We start from the raw sequence: 15726 nt of genomic DNA, 5'->3' as shown, positions 1-15726 counted from the left end.
CGCTCACAACCGCTGCGGCAGAAGGGGACCACTTGTCGATGGGCGTTGTGCGACGATGTGCGCCGCTGTTGACCATTCCTTCCCCCGGAGCGTCATGCGCCTCTCCCGCCGTACCCTCGCCGCAGTGGCCGTCACCGCGGTGGCCGCCGCCGGCACCGCCTTCGCGCTGTCGGCGGTGAACGCCGCGTCCGCCGACACCACCTCCGACGCCGCTCTGGTCGCCACGCTCGACCAGGTGTTCGCCGACTCGCGCCTGGCCGGCTCGACCACGGGCATGCAGGTACGCGACGGCGCCACCGGCGCGGTCATCTATTCGCACAACGCCGATCAGCGGGTCATTCCGGCGTCCAACGAGAAGCTGATGACCTCGGCGGCGGCGCTCGAGGTGCTCGGCACGGGCTACCGGTTCCACACCCTGGCCCGCTACTCCGGCAAGCGCAGCGGCTCGACCGTCACCGGCAACCTCTACCTGCGCGGGCAGGGCGACCCGACGATGACGTACGCCCAGTTCGACGCGCTGGCCACCGCGGTCGCCAAGGCGGGCGTCAAGAAGGTCACCGGCAGCCTGGTCGCCGACGACTCGTGGTTCGACCACACGCCGCTCGGCCTGGACTGGTCGTGGCAGGACGAGGCGTACTTCGACAACGCGCCGATCTCGGCGCTGACCGTGGCCGCCGACACCAACTACGACACCGGCGCCCTCGCCATCGTCGACAAGCCCGGCTCGGCGGCGGGCAAGGCCGGCGTGCTGTCGGTGTCGCCGGCCAACTCGGTCGTCACCATCGTCAACCACACCGTCACCGGCAAGCAGGGCTCGGCCGACACGGTCACCGCGACCCGGCCGCACGGCAGCAACACGATCACGGTGAGCGGCTCCACCCCGCTGAAGCCGACCGCCACCCACACCACCATGGTCGCGGTGCCGGATCCGACCAGGCTGGCGATCGGCGTCTTCCGCGACGCGCTCAAGCGACACGGTGTCACGATCACCGGCTCGACCACCACGGGGACGACGCCGAGCACGGCGACGACGCTCTCCGACCACGCCTCGATCACGCTCGGCCAGCTGCTGCCCTCGTTCCTCAAGCTTTCCAACAACGGGCACGCCGAACTGCTCACCAAGGCGATGGGCCGGGCCAAGACGCCCGGATCGGCGGGCAGCTGGTCCACCGGGCTCGCCGCGTCCACCGCCGCGCTCAAGCAGCTCGGCGTCGACACCACCAAGATCACTATGGGTGACGGCTCCGGGCTCAGCCGCCGCGACTGGCTGACCACGAACCAGATCGCCACGCTGCTCAACGCCGCCCAGCACCGTCCGTGGTTCGCCACCTGGTATGCGGCGCTGCCGATCGCCGGCGACCCCAACCCGATGGTCGGCGGGACGCTGCGCAGCCGGATGGTCGGCACCCCGGCGGCGGGGAACCTGCACGGCAAGACCGGCACCCTGACCGGCGTCAACGCGCTGTCCGGCTACGTCAAGGACAAAGCCGGCCGTACGCTGGTCTTCTCCTCGGTGTCCAACTCCGCGCCGGCCGGCGTCGCCGACATCCTGGACCGGGCCGCGGTGGCGCTGGCCAACTCGGGCGCCGCTCAGTCGGCCAACCTGATGAAGAAGGAGCTGGGCACCATCCAGGTCAAGCCGCACGTGGTCACCCGCGACGGCGAAGAGGTCGAGTGCTCCTGGGTGCCCAACGCCTGTTGACGGGGCCGGTCAGGCTTCGTTCATCGGCGGGCGGAATGCCATCGCCGGGTCCACGGCGCCACCGGCGAGCAGGGTCTCGCCGGTGGCGCGCAGGGCAAGCAGTGCGGCGCCCAGCGGCCCCGGTCCGAAGCTCACCCGGGCGACGCCGAGGGCCGCCAGCTCCGCCACGGACGGACCGCCCGGTGCGGCGAACGCGTTGACGGGAGCGGCCACCCGCGACACGAACTGCTCGAGAACGGCGACGTCCCGGATCCGGATCGGGAAGACGCAGTCGGCGCCCGCGTCCAGATACGCCCGGCCGCGGGCCACCGCGCGGTCGATCTGCTCCGGCGTCGCGACGGGCATGTCCACCCGGGCGTTCACGACTATCGGGACGCCCTCGGCCTCGGCGGCGTTCCGCGCGGCCTCGATCCGGGCGGCCGCCTCGGCGACCGGCCGATCCCGGTCCTCGAGGTTGCAGCCGGCGATCCCGGCGCCGATCGCCCGAGCGATGGTCTCGCCGACCTCGGCCGGGTTCGCGCCGTAGCCGGACTCCAGGTCGGCGGTGACCGGCAGGTCGACGCCCGCCGCGATCCGGCCGACGGCGGCAAGCATGTCGGCGCGCGTGAGCCGCTCGTGATCGGGAACGCCGAGCGAGGCCGCGACCGACCAGCTCGCGGTGGCGATCGCCCGGCATCCGGGCAGACCGGCCATCGTCCGGGCGCTCGCGACGTCCCACACGTTGACCAGGACGAGAATCTCCGGCTCGTGATGCAGCCGGCGGAGCAGCTGGGCCTTCCCACTGGGATCAATCATCACTTCCGACCCTAGACCGTCCGGTCGATGCCCTATTTGCCGCATAAAGGGTGACCAAACGGATGATGTGGTGGGTGAAAAGTCCGTCTTAACTATGCGCAGCGGTTCACCAGAGCCGCCGGGAAGCGATGATCTGCCGGACGACATGGTCGCCCTCGGTCCGGCAGGGAGCAAGAGGCGAAACCGACCCCGAAGGATTTCGGCCGGTTTCCGGCCGACGCCCTCGAGGAGCACGGACATGAAGCTCACCTACCGCAAGCCGGTATCGGCAATCGGCCTCGCCGTCGCCACCCCCTTCGCGAAATGGACCGCCCCGAGCCCCGGCTCCGGCGCGGCCGCGCAGTCGAGCTGACCGTGCCGCAGTCCGGCCAGAAGCCGGACGCGGGCAAGAGATCTCACGACCCTTGCCCCTGCGTGTCCTCGGTGACCGCATGACTTCATCCGGATCGAGCCGCAACGGCATCGAGGCGTACGGGACAGCAAGCCAGGCCCGACGCTCCGGATGGACGGACTTCCCCTCGATCGCCCGGCCGGCAACTCGCTGACCTGGCACTTCCCCGATTCGAGCCGGTCCGTTACGCACCACCTCACGCACCGAACGCCGGTCGCCCACCCGGGCGGCGGGCACCGCACGTCCTTTTTCTGCCGCCCCGGCGGCGACCCCTAGAGAAAGCAGAACATCATGCTTCGTCAGCGTCTGCAGGCCGCCCGCAAGAACGACGAGGGCTTCACCCTCATCGAGCTCCTGATCGTCGTCGTGGTCATCGGCCTGCTGGCCGGCATCACCATCTTCGGCGTCGACGCCTTCAAGAACGACGGCAAGCACGCGGTCTGCGTCTCGGACAAGAAGAACGTCGAGATCGCAATCCAGGCCTACTACGCCAAGAACAACTTCAAGTACCCGACCGCCATGAACCAGCTTTACCCGACCTACCTCAAGTCGCAGCCGTCCTCGACCGTCACCTTCACCGACGCCGACACCGCGCCCGTCGTGGCGGACTGCCCCGCCGCGTAAATCGCTGCCCGGCCGGGGCGGGACGAAGTTTGTCCGCCCCGGCCGTTCCTCTTGCCTGTTCGTCCACATTCGGAGGTTCTCGTGTACTTGTCCGGGATCGGTGGCCGCGCCGATGCGCTCCTCGACGTCCTCTGGCAGTCGCGCGGCAGCGACCTGCTGCTGACCGCCGGCATGCAGCCGCAGATCCGCGTCGACGGGCAACTGCGCCCGGTGACCGAGGCCCCGGTGCTGACCGGCGCGGACACCGAGGAGCTGCTCGCCGAGCTGCTCACCCAGGAGCAGGCCGCCGAGCGGACGGACAACCACGAGTACGACTTCTCCTTCACCTGGCGCGACAACGCCCGGATCCGCGGCAACGCGTTCCGGCAGCGCGGCGAGACCGCGATCGCGCTCCGGATGATCCCCGCCCAGATCCCGAGCATGGCCCAGCTTGGCTTGCCGCCGGTGCTCGGTACCTTCGCGCGCCAGCACCAGGGTCTCGTCCTGGTCACCGGCCCGACCGGCTCGGGCAAGTCGACCACCCTGGCCTCGGTGATCAACCAGATCAACTACGACCGGGCATGCCACATCGTCACGATCGAGGACCCGATCGAGTACCTGCACGAGCACCGCCGCTCGATGGTGAGCCAGCGCGAGGTCGGCACCGACACCAAGTCGTTCTCCGACGCGCTGCGGGCCGCCCTCCGCGAGGACCCCGACGTCCTGCTGGTCGGCGAGATGCGGGACCTGGAGTCGATCCAGTTCGCCCTCACCCTGGCCGAGACCGGCCACCTCGTCTTCGCCACCCTGCACACGAACGACACCAGCCAGGCGCTGGCCCGCATCATCGACGTCTTCCCGGCGCACCAGCAGGCCCAGATCCGGGTCCAGCTGGCCGCCGCCCTGACCGGCATCGTCTACCAGCGACTCGTCCCGCGCCTCAACGGTGGCATGGTCGCCGCGTACGAGGTGCTGGTCGCCGACACCGCGGTGCGCAACCTGATCAAGGAAGGCAAGCAGCACCAGCTGCGCAACGCGCTGGTCAGCGGCCAGCGCGAGGGCATGCAGACGCTGGAGCAGTCGCTCTCCACCCTGCTGCAGAACGGCATCATCAGCTACGAGGACGCGGTCGCCCGCAGCCTCTACCCGCGCGACATCGAGGCTCGTCCCCGCGTCCGGATCGGTGCCGGCTCATGAAGCTGCGCAACCGGGCCGAGCAGACGGCCGCCGAACCCCGCGACACCGTCGCGGTACTTCCCGCGCCGGTCCGGCCCGCCGACCTGGCGATCGAGAACGGCGGCAAGCGCCTCGGGGAGTTGCTGGTCCACGCGGGTCTGGCCAAGCGCGAGGACGTGCTGGCCGCACTGGACGCCGCGCAGCGCGGCACCGGCAAGCGCCTGGGCCAGCTGCTGGTCGAGAGCGGCGCGGTCAGCGATCGCAACGTCGCCCGCGCGATCGCTCACCAGCACGGCCTCCCCGTCATCGACCTGCGCCAGGTCACCCCGGAGGAGTCCGCCGTCGCGTTGCTGGACGAGGCCACCGCCCGGGAGTTGCTCGCCATCCCCGTTGCCCTGCGGGACGACGAGGTCACGGTCGCGGTCGCGTTGCCGTCCGAGGCGGTCGGCAAGGCGCTCGTCCGGGCGACCGGCAAGGTCGTCACGCTCCGGGTCGCGCCGCAGACCGAGATCGTGCGCGCGATCGGCAACGGCTACCGCGCGCTGAGCGGCGTCGGCGTACACATCAAGGCCTTCGAAGCCCGCGAGATCGGCCGCCGCGACGTCGCCCGCGCCGCCTCGCCGGCCGCGCACGAGGACGCGCCGGTGGTCCAGGTCGTCCAGATGATCCTCACGCAGGCGCTGCGCGACCGGGCCTCGGACGTGCACATCGAACCGCAGGGCGAGCGCCTCCGGGTGCGGTTCCGCATCGACGGCGCCCTGCACGACATGCTCGACCTGCCCGGCTCGATGGGTGCCGCGCTGGTCAGCCGCATCAAGATCCTCGGCGGCATGAACATCGTCGAGCGCCGCCGGCCGCAGGACGGCCAGATCAGCACGGAGGTCGAGGGCACCCCGGTCGACATCCGGGTGTCGACGACCGCGGTGGTGGGCGGCGAGAAGGTCGTGATGCGGCTGCTCGACAAGAGCCGCCCGCTCTACGAGCTCGCCAAGCTCGGCATGAGCCAGCAGATGACCGCCCGGTACTCGACGCTGCTGCGCGCCCCGTACGGGATGGTGATCTGCGCCGGCCCGACCGGCAGCGGCAAGACCACCACGCTGTACGGCTCGCTGAACGAGATCAACAGCCCCGAGCGCAACATCATGACGATCGAGGACCCGGTCGAGTACACGTTCCCGTCGATCAATCAGATCCAGATCAACGAGGCGGCCGGGCTCACCTTTGCCGACGGCCTGCGGTCGATCCTCCGGCAGGACCCGGACGTGATCCTGGTCGGTGAGATCCGCGACGTGGAGACCGCCCGGATCGCCGTCCAGTCCGCGCTGACCGGGCACTTCGTGCTCTCCTCGCTGCACGCCACCGACACCGTCTCGGCCCTGCACCGGCTGCTCGACATGGGCATCGAGCACTTCCTCGTGGCCTCCTCGGTCACCGCTGTGATCGCCCAGCGCCTCGTCCGCCGGATCTGCCGGCACTGCACCGAGCGGTACCAGCCCTCGCAGCAGGAGCTGGCGCTGCTCGCGGCGATCGGCGGCCGGCCTCCTCAGGGCGGCTTCATCCGCGGGGCGGGCTGCAATTTCTGCGCGCACACCGGCTATCTGGACCGGGTCGGCGTCTACGAGATGATGCCGGTCACCGAGGCCATCCGCGCCCACATCCTGGCCCGCGCGGGGCACGACGAGATCCGCGAGACCGCCCGTAAGGAAGGCCTGCGCACCCTCCAGGAGGAGGCGGCGCGGCTGGTGGCGGACGGTGTGACCACGCCCGCCGAGATCCTCCGCTCGATCTACGTACCGGGGAGCTGACCGATGAAATTCACCTATACCGCGGTGCGCCCGGACGGCCACGAGGTCACCGGCGTGCACAAGGCCGACTCCCGGGAAGCCGCCGAGCTGGCGCTCTACGAGCGGGACCTGCGCGGCGTCCGGCTGGCCGAGAAGAAGAGCGCGCTGCAGCTGGAGCTGACCTCGCCGCGCGTCAAGCGGGAGGAGGTCATGCACCTGTCCCGGCAGCTCGGCGCGTTCATCGCGGCCGGCCTGACCATCGTCGACGCGGTGCACACCCTCGGCGCCGAGGCGAGCAACTCGGCGATCCGCAAGATGATGGCCGGGGTCGAGGAGGGACTGCGCCGCGGCGAGACGCTCTCCGACTGCTTCGACCAGCATCCGAAGGTCTTCCCGGAGTTCTACCGTGGCATCCTGCGGTCGGCGGAGCTGACCGGGCAGCTCGACATCGTCCTGGCCCAGCTGGCGCGCTACCTCGAACGCGACCTGGAGGCTCGGCGCCGGATCACGTCGGCCATGATCTACCCGATCATGATCGCCGTCATGTCGGTGGTCACGGTCGTCATCCTGGCCGGCTTCGTGCTGCCGCGCTTCAAGACCTTCTTCGCCGACCTGGACGCCAAGCTCCCGCTGCCGACCCGGATGATGCTGGCCGCCACCGACTTCGTCACCCAGTGGTGGTGGGCGCTGCTCGCCGTTGCCGTGGGCCTGGCTCTGGCGATCTTCGTCGCGCTGCGGACCGACTCGGGGCGCCATGCCCTGGAGCGTGTTTTCCTCCGCGTCCCCGTGCTCGGAAGCACCATCCAGTTCACCCTGGTGGAACGGTTCTGCCGGATCTTCGCCTCGATGGTTGGCGCCGGCGTCCCGCTGCCGTCCGCCCTGTATGTCTCTACCTCCTCGCTGAACAACCTGGTCTTCGTCCGGGCGCTCACCCGGGTGAGCGAACGGGTTCTCCAGGGTGAGGGCCTGGCTGGCCCGCTCTCCGCCACCGGTCTGTTCCCCGGCACCGCGGCCCGGATGATCCGCGTCGGCGAGGAGACCGGCACCCTGGACGCGCAGCTCGAGGTGACCGCCAAGTACTACGAGGGCGAGCTGGATTACAAGATCAAGAAGCTCACGGCCCTCTTTGAGCCAGTGATGATCATCGTAATGGGCGGTATTGTGGGCTTTGTCGCGGTCGCGCTGGTCTCCGCGATGTACGGCATCTTCAATCAGGTCCACGTCTGATGCGGGCCGCCGGAGGCCGCTCGGACAGTGGCGAGACCTTGATCGAACTGGTCGTCGCGATCGCCATCATGTCGACCGCCGTGGTGGCCGTGCTGGGCTGCCTGGTCACCGGCATCATGGTCTCCGACATCCACCGCAAGCAGACCACCGCCGGCGTGACCCTGCGCAACTTCGCCGAGGCGATCAGCCGTACGGTCGATGCCGGGGGATACCCGGCCGGGTGTGCCGCTCTCACCCCGAGCTTCACCCCGCCGGCGGGCTATTCCGCGTCGATCGCGAAGGTCGGCTACTGGACGGGCTCGGCGTGGTCGAGCAGTTGCTCGACGGACAAGGGTCTGCGGCAGCTCGACCTCCAGGTCGCGAGCAGCGACTCGCGGGCGGTCGAGCGACTCGTCATCGTGGTGCGCAAGCCGTGCGGACTGGCGGATGCGCTATGCGGCTGACCTCCAGGGCCGCGCGGGACGACGCCGGCTTCACCCTCATCGAGCTGCTGCTCGTGGTCGTCATCACGGCGATCGTCGTGGTCCCGCTGGGCGATGCGTTGATCCTGTACTTCCGGAACACCGATGCCACCTCCGCCCGGATGACGCTGTCCCGGGAAGCCCAGATCAGCGCCGCCTATGTGGCCCGCGACGTGACCGCGGTCGGCCTGCGGGACCTCTCGGCGACCGGTCCCGGCGGGACCATTCCGTTCAAGGCCTCGATCCAGCTGAACGCGGCCTTCGACGCCGATGGCCAGGTCTGTGGCACCACCGCGACGCCGGCCGCGAAGGTGCGGCTGCTGGCCGACGACTGGGACACCTCGGTCAGCCCGGCCATCCGCAACACCCGGATCGTGGCGTACTACCTCGCGCCGGCCGGCGCGACGAGCGAGCTGCACCGGCTGTTCTGCACCAACGGCGCCACCACCGACATCGTGGTCGCGCACAACGTCGACCCGTCGACGTTCTCCGTGTCCTGCGCGGCCCCCACGACCTGCGACGGCACCTCGGTGCCGCAGACAGTGACCCTCGCGTTCTCGGTCACGGTGCCGGGCGCGGACCCCTACCCGATCACGCTGACCGGCCACCGGAGGCAACAGTGAAACGCCGACCCGACGACGAGGGCGCGGTGCTGATCCTCGTCCTGATCGTGATCTCGGTCGTCGCGGTGGTGCTGGGCGCGCTGCTGACCTACGCCGACACCAGCCTGCGCACCACGATCAACCTGCGCGACCAGGCCTCGGCCGGCGCGGACGCCGACGGTGCCGTGCAGGCCGCGATCAACAACCTCCGCAACGGCACGTCGACCGCGAGCGGGAACTGCTTCGGGTCGTCGAACACCCTGACGCTGCCGTCCTTCGAGGGCACCACCTCGGCGGCCGTGAAGTGCAGCTCCGACCCGTCGACGGCGGTGCGGATCCAGTGCCCGTCGCTGTCCAACTGCAACCGGCCCGGCAACGCGATCCTGACGCTCGGGACCGCGCCGGGCGAGGACGGCCTGAAGATCACGCAGCCGAACAGCGCCACCTCCACCTTCCGGGTGCACGGCGGCATCTACTCGAACTCGACGATCAACGTGACCAGCGGATCGGTGACGGCCAGCAGCGGTGTCTACGCCAAGGGCGCCTGCATCGGCACGATCCAGAGCACGCCGCCGCCGCAGTGCTCGTCGAGCGCGGCCAACCCGCTCGGCGACGACCCCGGATACGCACCGAAGATCACCACCGCCCCGGCACTCCAGCCGCTGCCGGCCTGCACCACCAAGAACTCGGTCGTGAAGTTCAGCCCCGGCTACTACGACGACGCGGCGAAGCTCTCCGACATGATGACCAACAGCAGCAAGTGCTCCGGAAGCCTGTGGTGGTTCCAGCCGGGCACGTACTACTTCGACTTCCACAACTCCGGCACGAACAACAATCCGCTGCTCGACTACGGCAGCAACGTCTGGACGATCAACGACGGCACGCTGGTGGCCGGTGTGCCGACCGGCACCCTGTCCGCCTCGACGGCAATCCCAGGCGCCTGCATCAACCCGATCGACAACCCCAATGCCAGTGGCGTGCAGTTCATCTTCGGCGGCGACAGCCAGATGGTGGTCAAGGCCGGTCAGGCGGAGATCTGCGGCGGTTGGAACACCGACAGCGGCGCCATCGACCCGACGAAGCCGCCGGTCGCCGTCTACGGCCTGACCTCCGGAACCGAGTCGACCACCACCAAGACGCTGGCCGTGACCAGCGTGCCGGCCGCCGACGACTACAAGACCGCCACGGTGGCCGACCTTGGTGCCATCGGCGGCACCGCGGCCGGCTACAAGAGCACGAACGGCCAGCTGAGCGGCAAGCTCACGGTCGGCGTCACGCCGACGACGGCCATTCCGGTGGGGTCCATTCTCAAGAGCGCGACCGTGCGCGTGGTCCACCACCACGAGGACACGGCCAACGCCGACAGCCTCAAGGTCACCCTCACCCCGACCGGCGGAACGGCCGCCGCGACCACCCTGATCCCGGGGGAGAAGGGCGGCAGCAGCTGGTACACCGACACGACGCCGGTGGCCCTCACCACGGCCGTCAACGGCCTGGCCGGCTTGATCTACGCCGGCACCTTCACCGGCGCCCAGATCGAGGTCACCAGCACCGTCGGCGACAAGAACGACACCGAGTCCATCGATGCCATCCAGCTGGATCTGTCCTATGTGACCCCGGCCCTGCGCGCCGAGACCGGCTGCGTGACCACCGGCCTGAACGCCGGTGGGTGCTCGGTCATCACCACCACGAACAGCCCCGGCAGCCAGTTCTACGTGCAGGGCACCACGTACACGCCCAAGGCCGCCCTCGACATCAGCCTGAACAACCTCTCCGAGCAGGTCTTCCGCTTCGGCGTGATCAGCCGTTCCCTGCAGATCAAGCAGACCGGCAGCTTCGCCTACATCGGCCCGGTCATCGAGGTCCCCGACGACGCCCCCGGCTTCGCCTACGCCGTCTACCTCACCGCGTACGTCTGCCCCGGCTCCGCCACCTGCTCCACGACCGGCAGCCCCAGCCTCCGGGCCAAGGTGGCGATCGTCGACGCGAACCCGTCCGCGCCGGTCGCCGGCAAACGCCAGATAGCCATCCTGAACTGGACCCCGACCGGCTAGCAGAATTTGTCGCTCGCTCTGTAACCGGAGCCGGTCGTCAGGCGTGTAACCCCTGAGCGGCCGGCCCACCGGGCGCAACGGGGGAGGGAGAGGGCACCGTGGTCGCAGTGCGCCATGATCGCGAGGTGGATGCCGGCCGGCCGCCCGACCTGGACTTCGACGGCTTCTACGCCGCTCACTTCCAGTCGCTGACGATCCAGCTGTACGCGTACACCGGTGATCTGCCCGGCGCTCAGGACCTGGTGCAGGAGGCGTTCTGCCGCGCCCTGGCCCGGTGGAAGCGGGTGGCCGCGCTGGACGATCCGCTGGGCTGGGTGCGCCGGGTCGCGTGGAATCTGGCGGTCAGTCAGTGGCGCCGCGCCCGTACGGCTGCCCTCTTCCTTCGTAAGCACCGGATGGAGGACGTTCCTGCCCCGGGCCCGGACCGGGTCGCGCTGGCCGGCGCGCTCGCGACCCTGCCCGCCCAGCATCGTCGGGTGGTCATCCTGCACTACCTCGCCGATCAGTCGGTGCGGGACATCGCGGACCAGGTCGGCGTGCCCGAGGGGACCGTCAAGGCGTGGCTGCACCGCGGCCGCGCGGCGCTGGCCGCTCGCCTCGCCGAGAAGGAGGACGACAGATGACCAACTTCGATCACGATCCGCTGACCGCCGCGTTCGACGAGTTCCGCAACCAGGCGGCTCCCCTGGTGAAGCCGGTCGGTGCCGACCGTACCCGGGAAGTCATGCGCACCCGCAACCGCAACCGCACCATCACGATCGCGGCGTTGGCCGCCCTGGTCGTCGCCATCCCGCTGATGGCCGACGCGGTGTTGACCGGCGATCCGCACGGCCCTCCGGCGAACTCGTCGGTCGCCCCGGACCCCTCCGCCTCCGGGGAGCCCTACTTCATCGGACCGGGCGAGAGCACCCACCCGTCGACGACGGCTCCGGCCGGCGGCATCACCGAGGCGGCGCTCTACTCCGCCACGCTCAACCTGCCCGCGTGGGCGGCCGAGATGGGCAATGTGAAATGCCCGACTGGCCCGGTTCGGCTCCGGAACGGCGACACTCAGTCCGACGGCGTCGCTCTGTGGATCGCCGGGGTCGCCTACGCCGACGTCGATCGGGATGGCCGGGCGGAAACGTTCGCTCGTGTCTTTTGCATGAACGGACCCAACGACGTCGGGTCGCAGGTCGTGGCCTTCACACCGGGGCCTGGCGGCGAGGTGCGCACGGTCGGCTCGGTCCTCCAGCAGGGCGGCGACGTGGATGCCCTCTGTGGGGTGCGCGCCGGCGCGAGCGGCACGGTCCAGGTCGAGATCGCCGATTTTCCGGTGCCCTGGCGGTGTGCCGATCCCAGTTCGGCCAACGAGCGGTACGTCACCCGGCAGTGGCTGACGTTCGGCTGGAACGGGTCGGCCTTCGTCCAGCAGGGTACGGCGGCACACACCACCAACGCGTACGCCACGGACCTCGAGCTGACCAGCAGCAACCTCGTTCTGAGCCGGCAGGGGAACGGCCACTACGCGGGTTCGATGACGTTGACGGTGCGCAACACCGGCACCTCGGCAATCCCGTACAAGACGGACACCCTCATCGCGGATGACATGCGGCTGGTCAATCTGCCGCACGGTTGTAGCGCAACCTTGCCCGGCGGCGGGATGACGGAGGTCGTCTGCACCGGCGCCAAGCTCGCCGGCGGGACGACTCGCCGGATCACGCTGCACGTCGACTCGCCGCGGCGCCACCAGAAGTTCTACTTCGACCCGGCCACCGACGTGATCCCGCTGGAGGGCTACAACGATCCGAACCAGGCCAACGACCGAGCGGCACTCACCATCGAGTTCCGGGACTGATCAGCGTACGCCCGCGGTCGTCGCCGGCTGCAGGCCGGCGCCGTCCTCGGGGCAGCCGGTGACCACCCGGTTGCGGCCCTGGCGCTTGGCGGCGTAGAGATGCCGGTCGGCGACGGCCAGCAGGGCCGGCTGGGTGGGTTCCGGCAGGAGCCCGGAGTGCGTGACGCCGATGCTGACCGTGACCGGCATGCCGGCGGTGAGGCCCGCCCAGTCATGGCACCCGACGGCCAACCGGATCCGATCCAGCGCGGCATGGGCGGCGCCGGCCGACACGCCGGGCAGGACCAGCAGGAACTCCTCGCCGCCCAGCCGCGCCACGAATCCCTCCGGCGCCAGTGCCAGCTGCTCGCGCTGCAGCACCGTCGCCACCACCGCGAGCACCCGGTCGCCGACCGCGTGCGACAGCTGATCGTTGATCGACTTGAAGTGGTCGATGTCGGCGACCGCGACCGCGACGTCGGTCTTGCCGGTGAGCAGGGCCGGCAGGTTCTCGTCGACGTAGCGGCGGTTGTGCAGGCCGGTGAGCGAGTCCCGCCGGGCCTGCTCGCGGAACCGCTCCGCCTCTTTCCGCGCCTCGGCGGTCTCGAACATCGCCTGCCGGGTCAGGGACTCGGCCTCCCGCTGGCGCGACCGTAGCCGCCGGTGCGCCGCGAAGAACGCCTTGTGCTCGGCGAACGCCTCGGCGAAGCGGTCCTGGGCGGCGTACAGCTCCGCCTGTTCCTGATGCGCACGAACCAGCACCTCGCTCAGGCCCCGCTCGACGCTCAGCGTGCGGCAGCGGTCCAGGCTGTCCTGAGCCTCGCCGTGCGCGCCGAGGCTGCGCTGCGCCCGGGCCAGGGTGAGGTTGCATTCCGCCAGCGTGTCGGCGTCGTCCTGCCCCTCCAGGCCGTGCTGCTGAATGGCGAGCTGGACCAGCCGTACGGCCTCGGCGGGCCGGCCGACGGCGATCTCGATGGAGCCGAGCGTGTCGAGATCCGGCGGCGTCAGATCGTACCCGTGGTCGCGGGCGTGCTCGATGAGCTGGCCGGCGACCTGCTGGGCCTCGGCGAAGTTGTCGGTGGCCAGCTCCCAGTAGGCCCAGTTGTTGAGCAGCCCCAGCAGCAACTCGGGCCGCCGCAGCTCCACCGCCAGGTCGGCGCTCTGCCGGTACCGCACCCGGGCGGCCTCGACCATCCCCGACATGCACAGGGCGTCGGCCAGCTTCACGCGGTGCCAGATTTGCATGTGCGCGGTGGCCGTGTCGTCGAGCAGCTCGACCGAGAGCATCGACTGCTCCAGGCACTGCGCCGCGTCGCCCAGGTTGCGATGCACGTTCGCCCAGATCAGGTGGGTACGGGCCAGCAGCTGGAGGTCCTGATGCTCGCTCGCCCAGTCGAACACGGTCCAGATCTGCCGGGTGGCGCCGGCCAGGTCACCCGAGCGCGACTGCATGTTGGCCTGGCACAGGCGCGCCCGCGCGGCCAGCAGCGGGTCCCCCAGAGCCATCGCCTGCTGCTCGTACTGCCGCGCGAGCGCGAGGCTCGCCATCGGCTTCCAGCGGATCCGGTCCTCCAGCTCCAGCAGCGAGGACGAAAGGTGCAGCGCACCGGCGCCTGAATCCATGTTCTTTCTCCTCCTCGCCGCGTGCACCAGATCGGCAGCGCCCGGCCCGGCTTGAGGAAACTGCCGCAGACCGGAGCGCTAGGCGCAGGCCACGCTGACGAAGCCGATCTCCTTGCGCTTCTTGGCCTCGTACATCGCCAGGTCCGCGCGGCCGAGAACGTCGTCGCTGGTGTCGCCCGCGCGGGCCCGGGCGATGCCCACGCTGACGCCGATGCGCACCTCCGCCTTGTCGGCGCGGAGTGCCCGCGAGACCAGGGTTTGAATCCGGTCGACCATCGCGTCGTCGGCTCCCCGGCCGCGGCACACGATCACGAACTCGTCGCCGCCGAAGCGGCTGACCAGGTCGGCGCCGCGCATGCCGCCGCGGAGATGGTCGGCCACGGCGACGAGCAGCGCGTCGCCGGCGGCGTGGCCGAGCCGGTCGTTGACCGGTTTGAAGCCGTCCAGGTCGCAGAAGAGCACGGTGAGCTCGTCCGGCCCGGCCGCCAGTTCGGCGTTGATCCGGGTGACGCAGGCGGCGCGGTTCGGCAGACCGGTCAGCGGGTCCGAGGTGGCCATCCGGTGCAGGGCCTGCTCAGCCTTGCGCCGTGCCGTCGACATCCGGCCGATCCGCACCATGACCAGCGGAATCATGCCGACGGACGAGATCGTGAGCACGCCGTCGGTGGGCAGTCCCAGCACAGCCCGGCCGCCGCCGAGGAGCGGGACGATCGCCAGCATGATGCCGAGAAAGACCAGGCGGGCGGTGCTCAGGTCGTCGACGGGGGTGCGGCCCAGCGTGGTCAGCTCGACCATCGAGGGGTGCAACGCGGCGCAGCCGACCGCGATGAAGGCCGCCATGTACGGCATGTTCGCCCAGTCGGCGCCCAGCGCGGCGGAGGCGTTCGACAGCAGCGCGAACGCGACGGACGCGCCGAGGAACTGGACGGACCGCACCCACCGGTCGGCGACGAGGGAGACCCGCATCAGCGCACCCAGCGTCGCGGCCACCAGGAAGACGTTGAGGAAGCGACTGAACTGCTGATCGGTCGGCACGCCGCGGGCGGTCATCGCGGGCAGCAGGACGATGCTCCAGAAAATTCCGGCCAGCCCGGCGGCGGCGATCACCGAGTCGATGATGCCGCCGATGTCCGCGCGGCCGCGTCGCAGCACCACGACCAGCGCGGCCGCCAGGATCAGCCCGCCGCCGCCGGTCATGCTCAGGCGCACGACGGCGTCGGCGTCGGCGACCGCCTGCCCGGCGACGGTGAGCTGCCAGGCCCACACCGCGTCGCCGATGTTGTAGACGACGGTCCCGGCCAGCAGCAGCCACCACGCCAGCCGAGTTCCGGGCCGGGCGCGTCGCAGACCCAGCAGCAGAGCGGGCAGCGGGCTGAGGGTGACCGCGAGCATCGGCCAGCCTTGTAGCTCCGCCGGCCACATCAGGTAGGTCACCATCAGGACGGCGGTCAAGCCGAGGTACAGGCGCAGCCGCGACACAACCGGCTAGTCG

The 15726-nt window shown here is 70.2% G+C and carries 13 protein-coding genes; 10 read left to right on the top strand and 3 right to left on the bottom strand.

Features of this window, described 5'->3' with window-relative positions:
- The first annotated feature begins 124 nt into the window (after positions 1 to 124).
- Positions 125 to 1702 (top strand): D-alanyl-D-alanine carboxypeptidase/D-alanyl-D-alanine-endopeptidase, encoded by a 1578-nt coding sequence (gene dacB / locus ODJ79_RS11740; protein WP_263023411.1) that lies wholly within the window; start codon positions 125 to 127, stop codon positions 1700 to 1702.
- Positions 1703 to 1711: 9 nt separating this feature from the next.
- On the opposite strand, the gene ODJ79_RS11735 is transcribed toward dacB, so the two are convergent.
- Complete coding sequence (locus tag ODJ79_RS11735) at positions 1712 to 2497, bottom strand: isocitrate lyase/phosphoenolpyruvate mutase family protein (protein ID WP_263023410.1); 786 nt, start codon at positions 2495 to 2497, stop codon at positions 1712 to 1714.
- A gap of 682 nt (positions 2498 to 3179) precedes the next feature.
- Here ODJ79_RS11735 and ODJ79_RS11730 point away from each other — a divergent pair.
- From ODJ79_RS11730 to ODJ79_RS11690, 9 genes are all read left to right on the top strand, one after another.
- Positions 3180 to 3512 carry a type II secretion system protein gene (locus ODJ79_RS11730; RefSeq protein WP_263023409.1) on the top strand — a complete coding sequence of 111 codons (333 nt, stop codon included), beginning with the start codon at positions 3180 to 3182 and terminating at the stop codon, positions 3510 to 3512.
- 81 nt (positions 3513 to 3593) lie between these two features.
- Positions 3594 to 4688, top strand: a complete 1095-nt coding sequence (locus ODJ79_RS11725) for a type IV pilus twitching motility protein PilT (protein ID WP_263023408.1) — start codon at positions 3594 to 3596, stop codon at positions 4686 to 4688.
- The gene (locus ODJ79_RS11720; protein WP_263023407.1) at positions 4685 to 6472 is read left to right on the top strand and encodes a GspE/PulE family protein; all 1788 of its coding nucleotides are present in this window, start codon (positions 4685 to 4687) and stop codon (positions 6470 to 6472) included. Before ODJ79_RS11725 ends, ODJ79_RS11720 begins: the two co-directional genes overlap by 4 nt.
- Positions 6473 to 6475: 3 nt before the next feature.
- Complete coding sequence (locus ODJ79_RS11715; RefSeq protein ID WP_263023406.1) at positions 6476 to 7678, top strand: type II secretion system F family protein; 1203 nt, start codon at positions 6476 to 6478, stop codon at positions 7676 to 7678.
- Positions 7678 to 8121: a prepilin-type N-terminal cleavage/methylation domain-containing protein gene (locus tag ODJ79_RS11710; RefSeq protein ID WP_263023405.1), complete on the top strand. Its 444-nt coding sequence runs from the start codon at positions 7678 to 7680 to the stop codon at positions 8119 to 8121. Before ODJ79_RS11715 ends, ODJ79_RS11710 begins: the two co-directional genes overlap by 1 nt.
- On the top strand, positions 8112 to 8762 hold the full coding sequence (locus ODJ79_RS11705) for a prepilin-type N-terminal cleavage/methylation domain-containing protein (protein WP_263023404.1): 651 nt from the start codon (positions 8112 to 8114) through the stop codon (positions 8760 to 8762). Before ODJ79_RS11710 ends, ODJ79_RS11705 begins: the two co-directional genes overlap by 10 nt.
- Positions 8759 to 10795 carry a hypothetical protein gene (locus ODJ79_RS11700; RefSeq protein WP_263023403.1) on the top strand — a complete coding sequence of 679 codons (2037 nt, stop codon included), beginning with the start codon at positions 8759 to 8761 and terminating at the stop codon, positions 10793 to 10795. The genes ODJ79_RS11705 and ODJ79_RS11700 overlap by 4 nt, the downstream gene beginning before the upstream one ends.
- A 107-nt stretch (positions 10796 to 10902) precedes the next feature.
- The gene (locus ODJ79_RS11695; RefSeq protein ID WP_263023478.1) at positions 10903 to 11418 is read left to right on the top strand and encodes a SigE family RNA polymerase sigma factor; all 516 of its coding nucleotides are present in this window, start codon (positions 10903 to 10905) and stop codon (positions 11416 to 11418) included.
- Complete coding sequence (locus ODJ79_RS11690; RefSeq protein WP_263023402.1) at positions 11415 to 12632, top strand: hypothetical protein; 1218 nt, start codon at positions 11415 to 11417, stop codon at positions 12630 to 12632. Before ODJ79_RS11695 ends, ODJ79_RS11690 begins: the two co-directional genes overlap by 4 nt.
- Here the strand turns inward: ODJ79_RS11690 and ODJ79_RS11685 are convergent, their stop codons facing one another.
- Both ODJ79_RS11685 and ODJ79_RS11680 read right to left on the bottom strand, forming a co-directional pair.
- Positions 12633 to 14234, bottom strand: a complete 1602-nt coding sequence (locus ODJ79_RS11685; RefSeq protein ID WP_263023401.1) for a GGDEF domain-containing protein — start codon at positions 14232 to 14234, stop codon at positions 12633 to 12635.
- A gap of 78 nt (positions 14235 to 14312) precedes the next feature.
- Positions 14313 to 15713, bottom strand: a complete 1401-nt coding sequence (locus tag ODJ79_RS11680; RefSeq protein ID WP_263023400.1) for a GGDEF domain-containing protein — start codon at positions 15711 to 15713, stop codon at positions 14313 to 14315.
- Positions 15714 to 15726: the final 13 nt, after the last annotated feature.

The sequence above is a fragment of the Actinoplanes sp. KI2 genome (genome assembly GCF_025630775.1).
Lineage (GTDB): Bacteria > Actinomycetota > Actinomycetes > Mycobacteriales > Micromonosporaceae > Actinoplanes.
The sequence above is the reverse complement of the archived record's forward strand: the minus strand, read 5'-3'. Positions and strand labels throughout refer to the sequence as shown.

Coding starts and splice junctions, on each gene's coding strand:
- ODJ79_RS11735 (WP_263023410.1), bottom strand. CDS start 2,497: ATGATTGATCCCAGTGGGAAGGCCCAGCTGCTCCGCCGGCTGCATCAC.
- ODJ79_RS11730 (WP_263023409.1), top strand. CDS start 3,180: ATGCTTCGTCAGCGTCTGCAGGCCGCCCGCAAGAACGACGAGGGCTTC.
- ODJ79_RS11720 (WP_263023407.1), top strand. CDS start 4,685: ATGAAGCTGCGCAACCGGGCCGAGCAGACGGCCGCCGAACCCCGCGAC.
- ODJ79_RS11715 (WP_263023406.1), top strand. CDS start 6,476: ATGAAATTCACCTATACCGCGGTGCGCCCGGACGGCCACGAGGTCACC.
- ODJ79_RS11710 (WP_263023405.1), top strand. CDS start 7,678: ATGCGGGCCGCCGGAGGCCGCTCGGACAGTGGCGAGACCTTGATCGAA.
- ODJ79_RS11705 (WP_263023404.1), top strand. CDS start 8,112: ATGCGGCTGACCTCCAGGGCCGCGCGGGACGACGCCGGCTTCACCCTC.
- ODJ79_RS11690 (WP_263023402.1), top strand. CDS start 11,415: ATGACCAACTTCGATCACGATCCGCTGACCGCCGCGTTCGACGAGTTC.
- ODJ79_RS11685 (WP_263023401.1), bottom strand. CDS start 14,234: ATGGATTCAGGCGCCGGTGCGCTGCACCTTTCGTCCTCGCTGCTGGAG.